This is a genomic window from Couchioplanes azureus (assembly GCF_014648355.1).
Lineage (GTDB): Bacteria > Actinomycetota > Actinomycetes > Mycobacteriales > Micromonosporaceae > Actinoplanes > Actinoplanes azureus.
The window spans coordinates 139,545-158,524 of sequence record NZ_BMQY01000005.1 but is presented as its reverse complement, the minus strand read 5'-3'; the positions used below and the strand labels follow the sequence as shown (position 1 = coordinate 158,524).

The 18,980-nt window shown below is 73.9% G+C and carries 11 protein-coding genes; 6 read left to right on the top strand and 5 right to left on the bottom strand.

Going from position 1 to position 18,980, the window contains the following annotated elements; genetic code table 11:
- Positions 1-390 precede the first annotated feature (390 nt).
- Positions 391-684, top strand: a complete 294-nt coding sequence (locus IEY99_RS19245; RefSeq protein WP_229799039.1) for a hypothetical protein — start codon at positions 391-393, stop codon at positions 682-684.
- 310 nt (positions 685-994) lie between these two features.
- Here IEY99_RS19245 and IEY99_RS19240 read toward each other — a convergent pair whose 3' ends face one another.
- Positions 995-1,240 (bottom strand): hypothetical protein, encoded by a 246-nt coding sequence (locus IEY99_RS19240; RefSeq protein WP_189205124.1) that lies wholly within the window; start codon positions 1,238-1,240, stop codon positions 995-997.
- A gap of 91 nt (positions 1,241-1,331) precedes the next feature.
- Between IEY99_RS19240 and IEY99_RS19235 the strand changes: the two genes are divergently transcribed.
- From IEY99_RS19235 to purE, 4 genes are all read left to right on the top strand, one after another.
- Positions 1,332-3,812 (top strand): putative bifunctional diguanylate cyclase/phosphodiesterase, encoded by a 2,481-nt coding sequence (locus IEY99_RS19235; protein WP_189205815.1) that lies wholly within the window; start codon positions 1,332-1,334, stop codon positions 3,810-3,812.
- A 35-nt stretch (positions 3,813-3,847) separates the two neighbouring features.
- Positions 3,848-5,962 (top strand): thioredoxin domain-containing protein, encoded by a 2,115-nt coding sequence (locus IEY99_RS19230; protein ID WP_189205122.1) that lies wholly within the window; start codon positions 3,848-3,850, stop codon positions 5,960-5,962.
- Between the two features lie 1,192 nt (positions 5,963-7,154).
- Positions 7,155-8,324, top strand: coding sequence for a 5-(carboxyamino)imidazole ribonucleotide synthase (locus tag IEY99_RS19225; protein ID WP_189205120.1), 1,170 nt, complete (start codon positions 7,155-7,157; stop codon positions 8,322-8,324).
- The gene (purE, locus tag IEY99_RS19220) at positions 8,324-8,821 is read left to right on the top strand and encodes a 5-(carboxyamino)imidazole ribonucleotide mutase (RefSeq protein ID WP_189205118.1); all 498 of its coding nucleotides are present in this window, start codon (positions 8,324-8,326) and stop codon (positions 8,819-8,821) included. Before IEY99_RS19225 ends, purE begins: the two co-directional genes overlap by 1 nt.
- Before the next feature lie 90 nt (positions 8,822-8,911).
- Here the strand turns inward: purE and IEY99_RS19215 are convergent, their stop codons facing one another.
- Both IEY99_RS19215 and IEY99_RS19210 read right to left on the bottom strand, forming a co-directional pair.
- Complete coding sequence (locus IEY99_RS19215) at positions 8,912-14,050, bottom strand: SCO7613 C-terminal domain-containing membrane protein (RefSeq protein ID WP_189205116.1); 5,139 nt, start codon at positions 14,048-14,050, stop codon at positions 8,912-8,914.
- 136 nt (positions 14,051-14,186) lie between these two features.
- The gene (locus IEY99_RS19210; protein WP_189205114.1) at positions 14,187-15,626 is read right to left on the bottom strand and encodes a UDP-glucose dehydrogenase family protein; all 1,440 of its coding nucleotides are present in this window, start codon (positions 15,624-15,626) and stop codon (positions 14,187-14,189) included.
- A gap of 175 nt (positions 15,627-15,801) precedes the next feature.
- On the opposite strand from IEY99_RS19210, the gene IEY99_RS19205 reads away from it, so the two are divergent.
- Entirely contained in the window at positions 15,802-16,956 is a 1,155-nt protein-coding gene (locus IEY99_RS19205) for an acyl-CoA dehydrogenase family protein (RefSeq protein ID WP_189205112.1), read from the top strand.
- Positions 16,957-17,082: 126 nt separating this feature from the next.
- Here IEY99_RS19205 and IEY99_RS19200 read toward each other — a convergent pair whose 3' ends face one another.
- Together IEY99_RS19200 and IEY99_RS19195 are read right to left on the bottom strand one after the other, a co-directional pair.
- Positions 17,083-17,454: a hypothetical protein gene (locus IEY99_RS19200; protein WP_189205110.1), complete on the bottom strand. Its 372-nt coding sequence runs from the start codon at positions 17,452-17,454 to the stop codon at positions 17,083-17,085.
- A 113-nt stretch (positions 17,455-17,567) separates the two neighbouring features.
- The gene (locus IEY99_RS19195; protein WP_189205108.1) at positions 17,568-18,950 is read right to left on the bottom strand and encodes a hypothetical protein; all 1,383 of its coding nucleotides are present in this window, start codon (positions 18,948-18,950) and stop codon (positions 17,568-17,570) included.
- Positions 18,951-18,980: the final 30 nt, after the last annotated feature.

Genomic DNA, 18,980 nt, shown 5'->3' with positions numbered 1-18,980 from the left:
CTCACGGAATGCCACGGGCGCTGGGGCGGTGCCGTGGACGTTCGCCCGGATGCCGCACGCGCTTACGCGGTGCCGTAGACGCTTACGCGGTGCTGCGGTCGGTCGTGCGGCGTCGTGGACGGGCTGGAAGCGGCGTTCTGGACGGGCTGAAGTGGCGCCGCGGGCGCTCACGCCGTGTCAGGGACCTGCTTACGCGGTTCGTGGACGGGCTCATGCGGTGGCGGAGAGATGGGCGCGGTGTCCGGACTTGTCGGGGCGGACGGCGGCCCTTTGCCGCCTGCGGGAGCCCGGGGTCACGGGAGGCGGCGAGGGGCGTACCGTTGGGGGGTGAACTTTGTCGTGGCGGTCAACAACTTCGGAGACACCCGGTCCGGCGGCCTGGCCGGGCCGATGGGCCTCTTCATCATCGTGTTGTTGTCGGTAGCGACCGTTTTGCTGATTCGCAACATGAACAAGCGGTTGCGTCGGCTTCCCGACAGTTTTCCCGACGAGCAGGATGTCGCGCGGCAGGCGGAGATCGCCCGGCTGGATGCCGATCTCGCTCGCAGTGAGGTGACGCCCGGGTCGTCCTCCGGCGGCGCGGAGAACTCCACTGTGGAGGGCGATGTTGCGGACGGCGAGGTCAAGCGCCCGGCGTCCGGGCGGACCCGGTCGGATGACCTTGACCGCGGCGAGCGCGCCTAGTTACTCACGGCTGCGGTCCACTGTGTCGAGGGGTCCTGACCTGCGACGTCGGAGACCTGCGGCGATCCGGCCATCGACAATGCTTCGCCGCCTACCCCTGTTGCGTTCCGCCGGATTGGCTTAGCCTTCCGCCGGGGGGCTTTGATGTCCCTCGACCCTGCGCGGAAAGGGGGGCAACCGGTGACCATCATCAGCCCCCCGCTTCCTCCACTGCAGATGCACGTGCATCCTCCTGTGCCACTGCTCAGCGCGCCGCAGCCGCCGGGCACAGCTGCCCCGCCATCGGGCTGGCCCACGAGAACGAGCGGGCCTACCAGAACGAGCGGGCCCACCAGAACGAGCAGGCCCACCAGAACGAGCGGGCCCACCAGAACGAGCGGGCCCACCAGAACGAGCGGGCCCACCAGAACGAGCGGGCCCACCAGAACGAGCCGGCCCACCAGAACGAGCCGGCCCACGAGAACGAGCCGGCCCACGAGATCCTGTCGGGCCACGAGAACGTGCGGCACCGAGCATGGCCGGTTGCTTCCGCACCGGATCGGCCGGGTGGTGGCATGACGTCGTCCTCGGCCTTCTCCGCCTCCGTTCGCCGTGACGCCGGTGGTCGTCTCTCTGCGGTTGTCCGGCGCAGTGCCGGCGTACGGATGATGACCGGTGGTGTGGTCGGCGTCGCGGTGGTCCTCGCGGTCCTCGCCGTGCTGCTTCCGTGGGAGCGACCCCGGGCGCTCGCGCATCCGCCGGCCGTCGGCGTGGCGGCCGCCTTGGTGCTCGCCGGCCTGGCGCAACTCGCTCAGCTGCGGGTGAGGGTCGGGCGGGGGACCGTCAGCGTCTCCTGGGGCGAGACCGCGTTCGTGCTCGGCTTCGCGCTGGCGCCGCCCGGGTGGCTGCCCGCCGCCACCCTCGTCGGTGCGGCCGCCGCCTGGTCTCTTGTCACCTGGCTCAACGGCCGGCGGGCGGTCGCCGACGTGCTTCATCTCGCGGCCTGCCTGAGCCTGGGGGCGTGCGGGGCGGTTCCCGTCGCGTACGCGATCATCGGTCCGGGCGCGTCCATGAGCGGCACGCGTACGTACGTCGGCTTGATAGCCGGCGCCGCGACCTACCTTGCCGTCACCCTCGGTCTTGTCCTGCTGACGCTGTCGGTGCATCGTGACGCCCCGCCCGCCCAGATCGCCGCGCGGGCGCTGCATGCCAAGCTCCCGATGTTCGTCGGCAACGTCCTGGTCGGACTGTCCGCGCTGTATGCCCTGGTCAACGAGCCGCTGTGGCTCGTCGCCCTGGTGCCCGTGCTGTGGCTGCTGCAGCGGACCTATCGGTATCATCTGCGCGCCGAGGAGGAGCGCCGGGTGTGGGAGGCGTTCGCGCGGGCCACGCGTACCCTCGGCGGCCCGACCGAGGTCGCGGTGGCCGAGGCCGGACTGCGGGGTGCCCTGGACGTCTTCGGGGCGCGGCGTGTCGAGATCGAGGTCTCGCTGCCGTCCGCGTCTGTGGACAGTGAGCCCGCCTCCGGCAACCGGCGCTATTCTGGCGAGGCGTCTCCCGATGCGGTGCCCGGTGCCGCCCCGGGGTCCGTCATCACGCGGAGCATGGCCGTCGGCGGCGCGACGGTCGGCAGGCTGACCGTCTGGCTCGCCGAGCCGACCATGCCCGCCGCGCGTGATGAGCTGGCTGTTTCCGCATACGCAGACGTGCTGGCCGGCGCGCTGCATGATGCGGCGGCGCACGAGCGGCTCGCCCTGCTGGACGCCCGGGTCGCGCACGACGGTGTCCACGATCACCTGACCGGTCTCGCCAACCGCCGCGCGCTGCTCGCCGAGGGCGAGGCGCTGCTGCGCTCGCTGCACCGCGACCGGGCCGTCGCGGTTCTGCTGCTGGATCTCAACAACTTCCGGGAGATCAACGGCACGCTCGGTCACGGGGCCGGCGACGACGTCTTGCGTACGGTGGCCGCACGCTTGACCGAGCTCGCCTGCGAGGGAGAACTCGTGGCGCGTCTCGGTGACGACGAATTCGCCCTGCTGCTACCCGCCGTGGCGACCCTTGCCGACTCCGCGACGGCCCTGCGGGAGGCGCCCAGCCCGCTGCCGCAGGCCGTACGGCGGGCCCGGGAGATCGCCGACAGCCTCGGGCGGCCGACCGAGATCGGGGGAGTGCGGCTGGTTCTCGAGGTCGCCGTCGGTGTCGTGGTGGAGCGCGCCGGCCACGCCGACCTCAGCGAGCTGATCCGCCGGGCCGGCATCGCCCTGGAGCAGGCGAAGGAACTGCACGTGGGCGTCGCCGCCTATGACAGCGCCCGCGACGCCAGCAGCACCGACCACCTTGCTCTCCCCGCCGAGCTGCACGACGCGCTCACCGCGAAGGACCAGCTCATCCTCATGCTGCAGCCCGAGGTCGACCTCGACACCGGCGCGCCGACCGGGGTGGAGGCGCTGATCCGCTGGAACCACCCGCGCCGCGGCCTGCTGACGCCGGCCGTCTTCGTGGAGACCGCGGAGGTCGGCGAGCTGCTCGCCCCGTTCACCCGCTATGTCCTGGACCGTGCCCTCGAGGCGGCCGCGGCGTGGGCGGCGGCAGGTGTCGACGTACCCGTCTCGGTCAACGTCTCGGCCCGCAGCCTGCTCGACGCGACCTTCCCGGCGCAGGTGGCCGACGCCCTGCGCCGGCACCGCATGGCACCGGGGCGGCTGGTCCTCGAGATCACCGAGTCGGTGGCGGTGAGCGACCAGGGTGTCGTGGACGAGGTGCTGGCGGCGCTGCGAGAGATGCAGGTGCAGATCTCGGTAGACGACTTCGGCACCGGATTCTCCTCGCTCGCCTTCGTGACCCGGGTCCGGGTCGACGAGCTCAAAGTGGACCGTTCCTTCGTCACCGACATGACGGACTCGCCCGCCGCGGCCGCCGTCGTCCGCGGCGCGGTGGAGCTCGGCGCCCGGCTGGGCGCCCGGGTCGTCGCCGAGGGAGTGGAGACCGCCGAGCAGCGTGCGGCCCTGCTGGCCCTCGGATGTACGGCGGCACAGGGCTACCACTTCAGCCGTCCGCTGCCCGTCGACAAGATCATTCCGGCGCTGGTGCACCTGGCCGACGCCGCGCCCGCCACGATCGTGCCGCTGCGAGCCGACGGCGCTTCGTAAGGTTCTCCGGCGTACGCCGGGGCTAGGTTGGGGACATGGCCAACCGTCTGGCGACCGCGACCTCGCCCTACCTGCTCCAGCACGCCGGCAACCCCGTCGACTGGTGGCCGTGGTCGCCGGAGGCGTTCGAGGAAGCCCGGCGGCGCGACGTCCCCGTGCTCATCTCCGTCGGCTACGCCGCCTGCCACTGGTGTCACGTGATGGCGCACGAGTCCTTCGAGGACGAGGGCATCGCCCGTCAGGTCAACGCCGCCTTCGTGGCGATCAAGGTGGACCGCGAGGAGCGCCCCGACGTCGACGCCGTCTACATGACCGCGACACAGGCCATGACCGGCCAGGGCGGCTGGCCGATGACGGTCTTCGCCACCGCGGAGGGTGAGCCGTTCTTCTGCGGGACCTACTACCCCCGAGCCACCTTCGCCCGTCTGCTCGACTCCGTGGCCACCGCGTGGCGCGACCAGCGCGACGACGTCGTCAAGCAGGGCTCGGCGGTGGTCCAGGCCATCGGCGGCGCCCAGCTGGTCGGCGGTCCCGCGACGCCGATCTCGGCGTCGCTGCTCGACGCCGCGGCGACCCGGCTCGCCAAGGACCACGACCAGGAATACGGCGGCTTCGGCGGCGCACCCAAGTTCCCGCCGCACATGAACATGCTGTTCCTGCTGCGCCGCCACCAGCGCACCGGCGCGGCCGAGGATCTGGAGATCGTCCGCCACACGGCCGAGCGGATGGCCCGCGGCGGCATCTACGACCAGCTGGCCGGTGGCTTCGCCCGCTATGCCGTCGACACCACCTGGACGGTGCCGCACTTCGAGAAGATGCTCTACGACAACGCCCTGCTGCTGCGCGTCTACACCCAGCTGTGGCGGCTGACGGGCGACCCGCTCGCCCGCCGCATCGCGGACGAGACCGCCGAGTTCCTCCTGCGTGACCTCGCCACACCCGCCGGGGGCCTGGCCTCGGCGCTGGACGCGGACACCGACGGCGTCGAGGGTCTCACCTACGCGTGGACGCCGGCGCAGCTGACCGAGGCGCTGGGCGAGGAGGACGGGCGGTGGGCGGCCGACCTCTTCCGGGTCACCGCCGAGGGCACGTTCGAGCACGGCAGCAGCGTGCTCGTCCTGGCCCGCGACATCGACGGCCTCCAAGAGCCGCTCGACCCGGACGCCGACGGCGTCGGCGGGGCGCTCGGTGGTGACGCCGGCGCGGGCAGCCCCGGTGAGGAGAGAAACGGGGGTCCCGAGCGAGGTGACCGCCCTGACGGTGCCACCGCGGCGGTCGTGGCTCGGTGGAGGGACGTGCGCGGCAGGCTCCTCGCCGCCCGCGCGCAGCGACCCCAGCCGGCCCGGGACGACAAGGTCGTGGCGTCGTGGAACGGGCTCGCCATCACGGCGCTGGTCGAGCACGCCGCGCTCGTCGGCTCGCCCACGTCCCGCGCGGCGGCCGTGGCCCTCGCCGAGGTGCTGGCCGACCGGCACATCGTCGACGGCCGCCTGCGCCGCGTCTCCCGGGACGGCGTCGTCGGGGAACCGGCCGGCGTGCTCGAGGACTACGGCGCCGTGGCGGAGGCGTTCTGCGCGGTGCACCAGCTCACCGGCGACGGCCGCTGGCTCACGTCGGCCGGCCGGCTCCTGGACGTGGCACTGGCCCACTTCGGCACCGGCCAGGGCGGCTTCTACGACACGGCGGACGACGCGGAGCGGCTGGTGACCCGACCGGCCGACCCCACCGACAACGCCACCCCGTCGGGCCTGGCGGCCATCTGCGCCGGCCTCGTGGCGTATGCGGCGCTGACCGGTGACGCGCGCTACCGCGAGGCGGCGGACGCGGCGCTGGAGACGGTCGGGTCGCTGATCGGCGGCCACCCGCGCTTCGCCGGCTACTCGGCAACGGTGGCCGAGGCGGCGCTCGCGGGCCCGTACGAGATCGCCATCGCCACCGACAACCCGGACGACCCCCTCCTGACCACAGCCCACCGCCACGCCCCACCAGGAACCGTGATCGTCGCCGGCCCACCGGACAAGCCGGGCGTCCCCCTGCTCGCCAACCGCCCCCTCATCGACGGCCACCCGACGGCCTACGTATGCCGAGGCTTCGTCTGCGACCAACCGGCAACAACCCCATCAGAACTGGAGGCCCGCCTGACAACCTGAAACGAACGGCCGGCCGCACCGAACCGTAGGCCCCCGTCGCCGGCACCGGCACCGGACCGCCGGCCGCACCGGACTGCCCGGGCGCCGGCGGCGGCACTGCAGCGCCGGTCGTGGCGGGCTGCCGGGCGTGGGCGGGGGCACTGGAGCGCCGGCTGTGGCGGGCTGCCGGGCGTGGGCGGGGGCACTGCGGCGCCGGCTGTGTCGGGCTGCCGGGCGTGGGCGGGGGCACTGCGGCGCCGGCTGTGTCGGGCTGCCGGGCGTGGGCGGGGGCACTGGAGCGCCGGCTGTGTCGGGCTGCCGGGCGTGGGCGGGGGCACTGGAGCGCCGGTCGTGGCGGGCTGCCGGGCGTGGGCGGGGGCACTGGAGCGCCGGTCGTGTCGGGCTGCCGGGCGTGGGCGGGGGCACTGCGGCGCCGGCTGTGTCGGGCTGCCGGGCGTGGGCGGGGGCACTGCGGCGCCGGCTGTGTCGGGCTGCCGGGCGTGGGCGGGGGCACTGCGGCGCCGGGTGCGTCGGGCTGCCGGGCGTGGGCGGGGGCACTGCGGCGCCGGCTGCGTCGGACTGCCGGGCGGTCGGCGGGGGACTGGACCGCTGGTGGCGCCGGAGTGCCGGCGGTTGGTGGTGGCATTGGGTCGCTGGTCGTGCCCGAGCGGCGGTTGGTGGCGGCATGGGGTCGCCGATGGCGCCGGAGTGTCGGCCGCTGGTGGCGGCACTGGATCGCCGGCCGCCTTGGACCGCCGACTACCGGCGGCGGACCGGCTTGCCGGCCGCATCCCACCGCCGGCGGCGGCACCGGACGGTCTGCGATCCGACGGTGTCTGGCGCGGCGTCCGGCGGGCGTGGGCGGCTTGGAGCCCGACGGTGTCTGGCGCGGCGGGCTGGCGGGCGTGGGCGGCTTGGAGCCCGACGGTGTCTGGCGCGGCGTCCGGCGGGCGTGGGCGGCCTGGAGTCCGACGGTGCCGAGTGCGGTAGCCGCCGGAGGCGGGGTCGGTCGGTGCTGCTTCTGTCGGCCACCGTGGGCGTACCTAAGGACCGGTTCTTCGTCATAACGGGCCTCGTCTCGCCTCAGCCCTGGCCTCAACTCCCTCATCCCCTAGCCTCAACTCCCTCACACCGCCTCAACTCCCTCTGCCGCTGGTCACCTCGTGCGGCCGCCTCTTCGGCGCCGAGGTCCAGTCGTTAGGCTTGGTCAGCGATGGATACTCGAACCGGTCTTCCCGTTGTCGGCATGGTGGGCGGCGGGCAGTTGGCCCGGATGACCCACCAGGCCGCGATCGCTCTTGGGCAGTCGTTGCGTGTGCTTTCCCAGGCGCCCGACGACAGTGCCGCTCTCGTTGCCGCGGATGTGCGGATTGGGACGCATACGGATCTTTCGGCGCTGCGGGAGTTCGCCAAGGGGTGCGATGCCGTCACTTTTGATCATGAGCATGTGCCGACCGGGCATATCGCCGCCTTGGCCGCCGAGGGTGTGAAGATCTATCCGGGTGCGGAGGCGATCGTCTTCGCGCAGGACAAGCGGCGGATGCGCGAGCGGCTGTCGGAGCTGGGTGCGCCCGTGCCGCGATGGCGGCCGGTGTCGACCGCCGCGGAGATCGCCGACTTCGCTGCCGAGGTCGGGGCTCGGCCGGGGGAAGGGTCCGGTTGGCCGGTTGTGGCCAAGGCTGTCCGGGGTGGCTACGACGGGCGTGGGGTGTGGATGCTCGCCGATCTCGCGGCCGCGGAGGAGCTTGTTGCCACCGGGGTCGAGCTGATCGTCGAGGAGCGGGTGCCGCTGCGGCGGGAGATTGCGGCTCTGGTCGCTCGGTCGCCGTTCGGGCAGGTTGCCGCCTATCCGGTGGTGGAGACCGTGCAGCGGGACGGGATCTGTGTCGAGGTGCTCGCGCCCGCTCCGGGGCTTCCCGAGGAGCTGGCCGTCGAGGCTCAGCAGCTTGCGATCGACCTTGCCCATGCGCTCGGAGTTGTCGGGCTGCTGGCCGTCGAGCTGTTCGAGACGGCGGACGGGATCGTCGTCAACGAGCTGGCCATGCGGCCGCACAACTCGGGGCACTGGACCATCGAGGGGGCCCGGACCTCGCAGTTCGAGCAGCATCTGCGGGCCGTGCTCGACTATCCCATGGGGGAGACCTCGCTCACCGCTCCCGCCGTCGTCATGGCGAATGTGCTCGGCGGGGCGCCCGGTGGGATGACGCTGGACGAGCGGTTGCATCATCTTTTCGCCGCGGATCCCGGGGTTCGCGTCCATCTGTACGGCAAGCAGGTGCGTCCCGGACGCAAGATCGGGCATGTCACCGTGCTCGGCGACGACATGACATCGGTACGCGCCCGGGCCGCTCGGGCCGCCCGGTGGCTGCAGGAAGGCAAGTGATGGCACCCAGCGTCGGCGTGATCATGGGCAGCGACTCCGACTGGTCCACGATGGAGGCGGCGGCGCTGGCGCTCGCCGAGTTCGAGGTGCCGTTCGAGGTCGGCGTGGTTTCCGCGCACCGTACCGTGCAGAAGATGGTCGACTATGCGACGTCGGCCGCCGATCGCGGGTTGAAGGTCATCATCACCGGTGCCGGTGGTGCCGCGCACCTGCCCGGCATGGTCGCTGCCCTGACGCCGTTGCCGGTGATCGGTGTGCCGGTTCCTCTCAAGTACCTGGACGGCATGGATTCGCTGCTGTCGATCGTGCAGATGCCGGCCGGGGTGCCGGTCGCCACGGTCTCCATCGGCGGTGCCCGGAATGCGGGCCTGCTGGCGGTGCGGATCCTCGCCGCCTCGGATCCGGGGCTTCTGGCGAAGATGCGGGCCTTCCAGGAGAATCTGGAGCAGGTCGTGGCGGAGAAGGACGAAGCGCTGCGGACCAAGCTTCTGGGCTGATCCCACCCCGGCCCGGGCCGGAACCGCAAGGCTGCGCGGTCCTGGCGGCGGGGCGCGGTCCCCGGTGGGACGTGAGGTGGAAGCGGCGCGTCAGCGCATCCGGACCAGGGCCCCTCGCAGTCGTTCCTGGGTCCTTCGCCGGTTCTCGTTGGTCGCGCCGAGGAAGAGCAGGACCACTCCCACCGGCACCAGCACCAGCCACGGCCCCACCAGGGTCGTGGCGAAGTGCAGGGTGGCCACCGCCGTGGCCACTGCGCCGATGACCACCGGGGCCTGTTGCTGGAGGCGCGAGCCGATGATCAGCGTGACGACCGCGCCCAGCAGGAGAAGCATCTCGCGCAGGTCGCCCGCGTCCGTGGCGATCACCAGGCCGGTGGTCGGGACGAAGGCCGCCAGCAGGGCCGGGCCGTACGCCGCCCAGCTGCTCAGCTCCGGCCGCTGACGGGCCTCCAGGATGCCGACCAGCAGCGCCAGCGCCGCGAAGGGCAGCGTGTACGCCTCCGGCAGCGCGACGTCCGCCAGCGCCACGAACAGCCAGATGCCGATGATCTCGAAGCCCACCGCCAGCCAGAACAGGTTGCGGCGCTGCTGGGGTGTGCGGCCGGGCCGGGTCGCGGCGAGGCCGAGGATCGCGCCCCAGGCCGCCAGCAGAGCCGCGAGGTGGGAGGGGGAGTTGTAGGCCAGGGCTCCCGCGAGCACCGCCGAGGTGTAGCCGCTCCACTCCACCGTGGCCGCTTCGAGGCGGTACTCCGGCAGGCCGAGGCGCGGCAGGGCGGCCTCGAGGATGAGCAGCGCCGCGCCGACCGCCAGGACGCCGAAGGCCGCCCATTCGCGGGTGAGCCCCGCGACGAGCGCCACGGCGAGGACGAAGAACTGGCCCATCGCCGCGGTGAACAGCCAGCCCAGCACCCGGGCGTGGCGGCTGCGGCCGGCGATCGCGGCGACCAGGCCGACGCCGACGGCGCAGCCCAGGGTGAACAGCGTCAGCTGCCGGGTCGCCAGGCTGCCGGCGAGGCCGGCGCCGCCGCCGAGCAGGCCGATGACGAAGACAATGGTGCGGGTCGTGTGCAGCAGGGTGGCGTGGGTTGCGACCGGCGGCGGGGTCAGGGCCAGGCCGAGCATGGCGATGGTGAACACCACCAGGGCCGCCGCCGTCGACGCCGGCCAGCGGGCGTCCAGCGCGATGGGCGCGATCAGCAGGGTGATCGCCAGACCCGGCAGGATGACGGGTACGGCCTCGGCCGGCTTGCCGCCGAAACCGAGGGCGGCCAGCGCGGCGGCCACGGTGAGCAGCACGGTGGCGAGCACGCTGGTGCCGTCGACGCTGCCGGACGCGGGGTCGGTGAGGGCGGCCACCGGGCCGTCCCAGATCGCGTTCACCTGCCGCAGCGGGTCGAGCAGCGCGGCGCGCAGCGCCGGTGCGATGGAGAACAGGGCGAGGACCGTGGGCAGGGCCGCGACGATGACCGCGCCGGTGGCCGGGCCGACGAGCCAGCGTCCGCGGAGGCCGCTCGGGCGCCGCCCGGGGCGGCGCGGCCGGGTGATGCGCCGCTCCCGCCAGGTGTGCGGCGGTGCGAGGGTCAGCCCCGGCGCCGGCACCGTGCCGCGCAGCAGCTCCGCGACGACGCCGAGCAGCGCGGCGGCGGCCGCGTACAGGGCCGTGGGGTAGTCGCTGGGTACGGACGCGACGGCGGTGATGGTGGCGCCGCCGACCAGGCCGAAGGTGGCCCACGGCAGGTATTGCGGCACCCAGCGGCCGGCGACCGCCAGCAGGGACAGCATGAGGCTGGACCCGGCGAGGGCGGCGGTCAGCACGACCTGTGCCGTGCGGTGCTGGTCGGCGGCGATCGCGGCCAGCACGCCGGGGGCGGCGAGCAGCGCGCCCATGGTGGCCGCGCCGCCGATCTGGGCGCGGTGCCGGGGCATGCCGGTGTCGTCGAGCGTGTATGCCACGACCTGGTCGAGCTCGGCACGCTCCGCCCAGCCGCGCCGGGCGGCGGGGGTCAGGTCGGCCCGGGCCAGCCAGGCCACCAGCGTGCCGGTCAGCACGATGAGGCTCAGCGCCACCGCGGTGGACCAGGGCCGGATCAGCCCGGCGCCGGCCGCGTGCAGCGCGACCACGGCGGCGACCCCGGCGCGGCTGAGCGCCGCCCGGGGCTCCGGGGCGGCCACCGAGGCGATCCCGTACCCGACGGCGACGGCGCCGCCGATCAGCAGCGGTGACCACCAGGGCAGGCCGAAGGCCGCGGGGGCGCCGATCGTGGCCAGCGCGACGCAGACGGCGCTGACGTCGTACCGGGCCGGGCGGGGCAGGGCGGTGGTCGCCGCGATCGCGAGGACCACCAGGGCGATCGGCGCCTGCCAGGCGCCGGGCTCGGCGGCCGTCGGGTAGCCGCTGACGTCGGAGGCCCAGATCGGTCCCGGAGCGGCCATGATCCGCAGGCCGTCCGCCAGCGCCTGCCAGCCGGCGATCGCCGCGACGACCAGGCCGGCCAGGCCGACGCCGCGGGCCGGGCCGCGGCGCCAGTCCTCCGGCAGCGAGTGGACGCCGGAGGCGACGATCAGGATCACGACCGCGCCGACGGCCAGCGGCGCGTCCGGGAAGGCGAGGGCCGCGACCCGGGCGAGCGCGCCGCAGACCGCCACGGTCGCGGCGGCCGCGGCGATGTCGGGGCCGTCGAGCAGCCGGTCGGCGCGGCGGCCGTGGTCCAGCGAGTTGGCGAAGAAGAGCAGGGCGGCGGCGACGAGCAGGAGCGCACCGACCCAGATGTCCGCCGCGGTGGCGCCGGGCGAGAGCAGCGCGGCCAGGGCGAGGGCCACCGCGCCGAGGCCGGTTCCGGCGGTCATCGGGAGGCTGATCTCGCGGCGCGCGACCTGGAACACCGCCGCGTAGGTGAGCGTGCCGGCGACGGCGAGGAAGCCGAGTGCGAGCGCCGGCACCGTGACGGCCTCGGTGGGTGGCGGGCCTCCGCCGGGGTCGTCGACGGCGAGGACCGCGGTCACCACGGCGCCCGGGATCGCCAGGGCGGCCGCTCCGGAGGCCCAGTCGCCGACCAGCCAGGCGTAGAGGCGTACGGGCATCTGCCGGGCCGCGACCGCGACCATGACGCCGGCGCCGGCCAGCGCGGTCAGGACGGCGGCGGTGAGCCACGACGCGCTCAGCGCGGCGCCGGCGCCGAACCCGCCCACCACCCCGGCGGCGGCGATGTGGGCGACCGCGACCCGGCGGGTCGGCGCGAGCAGCCCGGCGGCGCCGATGCCGATCGCGGCGATCACCAGCGGCCAGGGCGCCTCCGACCAGGGCAGGCCGAGCGAGGCGGGCACGGCCAGGGCGGTCAGGGCGACGCCGGTGACCGCGCCCTCGCGCCGGTATTCCGCCGGCAGGGCGAGCGCGGCCGCGACGGTCGCCAGCAGGGCGCTGAGCGCGAGCAGCCAGCCCGAGTCGCCGGCGGCCTCGGCGATGCGGCCCGCGTACGCGGCGGTGTCGGCGTCCCAGACCGGCCGCGCGGCCTGGACCGGCGCCAGGGCGGCGCGGAGGGCGTCGACGGCCACGAACAGGCCGATCAGGGTGAGCGCCCCGGCCGAGGCGTACTGCGGGCCGCGGCGTACCTCGTCGGGAAGCATGCGCACGGCCGCCCCGGTGGCCGCGACGGCGGCGGCCGCGACCGCGAGGGTCCAGGCCGGCGACGCCACGTCGGCGATGCGCGCGCTGGCCGCGATGACCGCGAGGGTCAGCACCGCCCCGGCGATGTTGCTGGCCTGGATCTGGTCGACCAGCCGGGCCGCCGCCGCCGCGGTGACCGCTGCCAAGATCAAGATCAGTCCGGAGCGTACGGCGTCAGCCACCGCATCCGCGCCGACCAGGCCGGCGCTCGCGTACACCAGGGCCCCGGCCGCGGCGAGGCACAGCAGGCCGAACGTCATCTGCCGCAGCCACCCCGCGGACGGCGGGGTGGCGGGCGGTGCCAGCGGCACGGAGCCGGCCGGCGGGGCGCCCTCGGGCCGCGCGCCGGGGAAGATGCGGGTCGGCAGCCAGCGCCGCCGCCGGTTGCCGGTGAGCCCGTCGATGATCAGGTCGGGTTCCTCGGGCCGCGACTCGGGGCGGTCCGGGGTTCCGTAGCCGGCGTCGGCCCCGGCCGGGTCGGCGCCGGCGTCGCGCACGGCCGGGTCGTAGGAGCCGGGATCGGCGGGGTCGAGCCGGGTCGCGAAGTCGCGGGCGCCGATGTCGCGGGCGTCCGCCTCGGCCAGCGACTCCCGGTCACCGGCCACCGGGCGGCCTGCCGGCCAGCGCGGCACCAGCCGCCCGGTGCGGATCACGGTGGTCAGCAGCAGCAGGTCGATGACGGCCACCGCGGTCAGCGCCACCGCCCAGCCGGCCGGGCTCTCGATCACCGGGTACGCGAGCAGCGGCGGCACCGGCTGCACGGCCACCACGGTGGCGTACCGCGGCGCGGCGAGCCGGGTGACGCCGGCGTACATGAAGGAGGCCGCGGCGGTGATCAGCAGCGTGACGCCGAGGAAGACCGGGGACGGGACCGCGGTGCCGCCGAGCGCGGGGCTGCCGTGCAGGGCGTACAGCGTCATGGGCAGCAGGACCAGGCCGACCGCGGCCAGCGTCTCACCGGTCGAGGTCAGTCCCCGGCGGGCGATCGCCGGCGCGGCGACGAGGGCGACGCCGGTGGCGATCGCGAGGATGAAGGCGCGCCCGATCGCGTTGCTGGCGGCGCCGGCGAAGACCACCGCCGCGACGCCGAGGACCAGGGCGCTGAGGCCGAGCAGGATGTTCTGCACCGACTGCGACGAGGTCTCCGGCGGGTGCCCCGGCGGGTGCTCCGGCGGTGGCGCGACCCGGCGGCGCGGCGGCGGGGGCGCGGGCTCCTCGGTCGGCGGCGGGTCGTCCACGAGGACGGTCACGCCGTCGGTGGCCTGTCCGGGCGGCCCGGTGTGCGGCGTGCCGGGCGGCGACCAGGACGGGCGGCTGTCGGCCGGCGGGGGCGGCTCGGCGGGGCGCCGCCGCACCCGGCGGGTGGTCTTGGCGGCCGCCGCCCGCTTCCGCTGCTGGTTGGCGTGGGCGAGGATGTCCCGCTGGAACTGCGCGGCCTGGATCTTGCTGGCGATGGTGGTGCGTTCCTTGGCCGCGGCCATGTCGCGGATCTTCAGCTCCGCGATCGACGCGTCGATCCGGGCCAGCTCCTCGTCGTAGCTGTCCGGTTCATCCGCCTGCGCCACGGCACCCTCCTAGACCGGCCCCACCCGAAGCATGCCCTTCCGACACCTCATTAGAACAGGCCCAAGCGGGTCGAGATCAATGGAAACGGCCGCGAACCAGGCAGGTTCGCGGCCGCGGAGGTGAAACGGTCATACCTCAGAGTGTCGGTGCGGGACGGCCCATGCCGCGGTAGAGCCAGCCGGCCCGCGCCCACCGCGCCGGGTCCAGGCAGTTGCGGCCGTCGATGACCCGCTTGCCGGCGACCAGCTCGCCGAGCGCGGACGGGTCCGCGTTGCGGAACTCCGCCCACTCGGTGAGCACGCACACCAGCTCCGCGCCGGTCACCGCCTCGGCCATGGAGGTCTCGTACGCCAGAGCGGGCTGCACCACCCGCGCGTTCTCCATGCCCTGCGGGTCGTACACCCGTACGTCCGCGCCGGCCTTGGCCAGGGCCGCCGCGACGGCGAGCGCGGGCGCGTCGCGGACGTCGTCGGAATTGGGCTTGAAGGCGGCGCCGAGCACGGCGATCCGGGTCCCGGACAGGTCCGGGCCGGCCGGGCCGGAGCGGCGGCCGAGCAGCTCGGCCGCCAGGGTGAGCACCCGGGTGCGGCGCCGCTGGTTGATCAGGTCGACCTCGTGCAGGAAGCGCAGCGCCTCGCCCGCGCCGAGCTCCTGGGCCCGGGCCTGGAACGCGCGGATGTCCTTGGGCAGGCAGCCGCCGCCGAAGCCGACGCCGGCCTGCAGGAAGCGGTTGCCGATGCGCGGGTCGTAGCCGATCGACTTGGCCAGCTGGGTGACGTCGCCGCCGGCGACCTCGCACACCTCGGCCATCGCGTTGATGAAGCTGATCTTGGTGGCGAGGAACGCGTTCGCGGCCACCTTCACCAGCTCGGCGGTGGCGAAGTCGGTCACCACCACCGGCACCTCGCGGTCCTCGGTGGCGGCGAGGTCGAAGACGCCCTTGTGTGCGGCGTACAGCATGCCGTTCGACCATTCGGACCGTACGCCGACCACGATGCGGTTGGGGCGCAGCACGTCCTCGACCGCGAAGCCCTCCTGCAGGAACTCCGGCGACCAGGCCACCTCGACGCCCAGCTCGGGGTCGGTGTGCTTGGCGACCAGCTGCTCGACCCACTCGGCCGTGCCGACCGGGACCGTCGACTTGCCCACGATCAGGGCGCGGCGCTTCAGGTGGCGGGCCAGGTTGGTCACCGACGCCTCGACGTACGAGAGGTCGGCGCCCATGCCGTCGGCGCGCTGCGGCGTGCCCACGCAGATGAAGTGCACGTCGGCGAAGTCGGCGACCTTCTCGTAGGAGGTCGTGAACCGCAGCCGTCCCGAGGCCAGGTTGGTGCGCAGCAGCTCGTCGAGGCCGGGCTCGTGGAACGGTACCTGGCCGGCGGCCAGCTTGGCGATCTTCGCCTCGTCGACGTCGAAGCCCAGGACCTCGTAGCCCAGCTCGGCGAAACAGATCGCGTAGGTGGCACCCAGGTAGCCCGTGCCGAGGAAGGCGAGCCGCGGCCGGGAGGCGCCGGAAGGCATCTCGACCTCGGAGAACGCGGGCACGGTGGGGTTGCTCGGGTACGGGATGGTCACGCTGCGGACTCCTCACACGGGGCGCCGGGGGTGGGGGGCTGACGCCGTTCGTGGCACACACCTTCTCATGCCGGCGCAGAATTTCCACCCGACAGAGGTTCCGAGCGAGAATAGTGCGCGTAACCTACGCGTCGGTAACATGAGGCCGGGAGCCGCAGAGAAGGAGCCACAGCACATGTCTGATTTCGACGTCTATCAGCTGCCGGAGGACCACGAGACCATCCGCGCGGCCGTACGCGACGTCTGTGACGCGCGCGTGGCGCCCAACGCCGCCGAGGCGGACGAGAGCGGGGAGTTCCCGAAGGCGTCGTACGACGCGCTGCGCTCCTCGGACTTCCACGCCCCGCACATCCCCGTCGAGTACGGCGGCGCCGGCGCGGACGCCCTGGCCACGGCCATCGTCATCGAGGAGGTGGCCCGCGCCTGCGCCAGCTCGTCGCTGATCCCGGCGGTCAACAAGCTCGGCACGATGCCGCTGATCCTGTCGGCGTCCGAGGAGCTCAAGCGCAAGTACCTGACCCCCGTGGCGGCCGGCGAGGCGATGTTCTCGTACTGCCTCTCGGAGCCGGAGGCGGGCAGCGACGCCGCGTCGATGACCACCCGCGCGGTCCGTGAGGGCGACTACTGGGTCCTCAACGGCGTCAAGCGCTGGATCACCAACGCCGGCGTGTCGGAGTACTACACGGTCTTCGCCGTCACCGACCCGGCGGCCCGCTCGCGCGGCATCTCGGCGTTCGTCGTGGAGAAGTCGGACGAGGGCGTCAGCTTCGGCGCGCCGGAGAAGAAGCTGGGCATCAAGGGCAGCCCGACCCGCGAGGTCTACTTCGACAACGTCCGCATCCCGCTGGACCGCATGATCGGCGCGGAGGGGACCGGCTTCGCGACCGCGATGAAGACCCTCGACCACACCCGGGTGACGATCGCGGCCCAGGCCGTCGGCATCGCCCAGGGCGCGCTCGACTTCGCCCTCGGCTACGCCAAGGAGCGCCGCCAGTTCGGCAAGCCGATCGCCGACTTCCAGGGCCTGCAGTTCATGCTCGCCGACATGGGCATGAAGCTCGAGGCGGCCCGCCAGCTGACGTACGTGGCGGCGGGCAAGAGCGAGCGCGGCGACGCGGACCTGACCTACTTCGGCGCGGCGGCGAAGTGCTTCGCCTCGGACGCGGCGATGGAGATCACCACCGACGCGGTCCAGATCCTCGGCGGCTACGGCTACACCCGCGACTACCCGGTGGAGCGCATGATGCGCGACGCCAAGATCACCCAGATCTACGAGGGCACCAACCAGGTCCAGCGGATCGTCATGGCGCGGCAGCTCCTGAAGGACTGATTCCGGACGTTTCCCCGGCAAGGACCACGACCCGCGATGGGTCGTGGTCCTTGGCGTTGGACGGGCCGGCCCCGCACGAAAAAGAGGGCCGCCGCTGAACAGCGGCGGCCCGTCGAGCGACGGCGATCAGCCGGCGGCCAGCCACTGGCGGGCGGCCTGCAGCGGGATCGCGAAGAACGTCGCGTTGCTCCAGCGGATCGTCTGGCCGGGCTTGTCGATCGGCTCGACCACCCAGGCGTCGACGATGCGCCGGCCGTCGATGTTCACGCTGTCGCCCCCCGCGCCGTCGGCGAACTCGATGGAGCGCAGCCATCCGACGCCGTCCGCGTCGCCGCGCTGACCCGCGGAGAACTCGACGACCAGGTCGCCGACCCGCGGTCGCTTCATCCGCTCGCGGAGCTCGGCGGTCACCCACGACGCGTTGGGGACGAGGCTCGAGCACCACAGCTCGTTGCCGAGCACGGCGATCAGTTGCGTCTTGCTCACGGGCACGGGCACGGACGAAAGTCTCTCACGTGTCGTGTCACCAGGTAAAACGCTTCGGCTGGCCATCGCTTGACCCCCAGTTCGGGCTTTCGGGATGAACGGAGTGGAATCTCGTCGGGACGCGGTCACGAGGCGGCCTTCTTGGGGGCGCCGCCGTTCGCGCGCTTGTCGATGACGGCGTCGCCGAGGTGTTTCTCGGCCAGGTCCTTCCGGACCGTCTGCGCGCGCGGGTCGTCCGCCGCGATCGCGCTGCCGTCCGCGTTCGCGACCAGGCAGTACACCAGGTAGTGGCCGTGCACGTCCCACGCGAGGTTCGCCGCGGCCCGGCTGATGATGTTCGACGCCTTCCCCGCGACCAGGCCGCCGAAGCGGCCCTGCCCCTTCTTGACGGCGGTGTCGATCGCGGCCGCCGCCTCCTGGGCCCTGGTCCGGTTCTCGAGGTTGAAGATCCCCGCGGTGATGACGAGCTTGCCGTCGGGCGACGTCAGCGTCGCCCGCACCACCTGGTTGCACCCGGCCGAGGCCAGCTCCTTCGCGACGGCACCGCCGGCGGCCGTGCCGCAGTCGGAGGCGGCCTGCGTCTTGAGGACCTTGTACTCGCCCTGGGTGCCGGCGACGGTGTCGGCGCCGAAGACCTCGTCCGCGGTCAGCGGCTCGGGGTCGGCCTGCCGGTCCGCGACCTTGAGCTCCTGTGCGGTGGGCGCCTTGTCGGCGGATCCCCGCAGGTAGTACCAACCGGCTCCGCCGCCGGCCCCCAGCAGCAGGAGGACGAGCGCGACGACGAGCGGCTTGCGGGAGCGCCGCCCGGTCTCCGGCGCCGGCTCGGCGTCCCCGAGGTCGGGAAGGGCCGGCTGCTGCAGGGTCGACTGCGACCCGCGGGCGGAGCCGGTGGCGGTGCCACTCCGGCTCGGGTCGCTCGCGTACTGCGCCGGGATGCCGGGTGTGCCGCCGCTTCCGTAGACGCCGGCGGTCCCGGGCTCCGGATTCGGCCGCGGCCGCGGCGCCGTGTCGCCGCCCGGCATCGGCGAGCGCTGACGGGGCGGCTGGAAGCCGGCCGGCGGCTGTGCGTCGTGGCCCCGCGGCGGCTGCGGCCCGGCCTGGCCCCCGCCGAACGGGTGGCCGCCCGGCTGGTGCGCCCGCGGGTCTTGGGGGTGGCCGCCGTACGGGGTGCCGGTCTGCTGCCCGCGGGGGTCCTGGGGGCGGCTGCCGTACTGGGTGCCGGGCTGCTGGCCACGGGGGTTCTGGGGGTGGCCGCCGTACGGGGTGCCGGTCTGCTGCCCGCGCGGGTCCTGGGGGCGGCTGCCGTACTGGGCGCCGGGCTGCTGGCCACGGGGGTCCTGGGGGTGGCCGCCATACTGGGTGCCCGCCTGGTGCGGACGCGGATCGTGCGGCGGCCTCTGCGGCCGGCCGTCGCCGTATCCGGGTGTGTCGGGGCCGGCGGGATTCTGCTGGCCCCTGGGCTGGCCCTGACCACGTGGAGTCGCGCCCGCGCCGTAGTCATAGGTCATGGCGCATGACGGTAGTCGAAGAATGGGAAG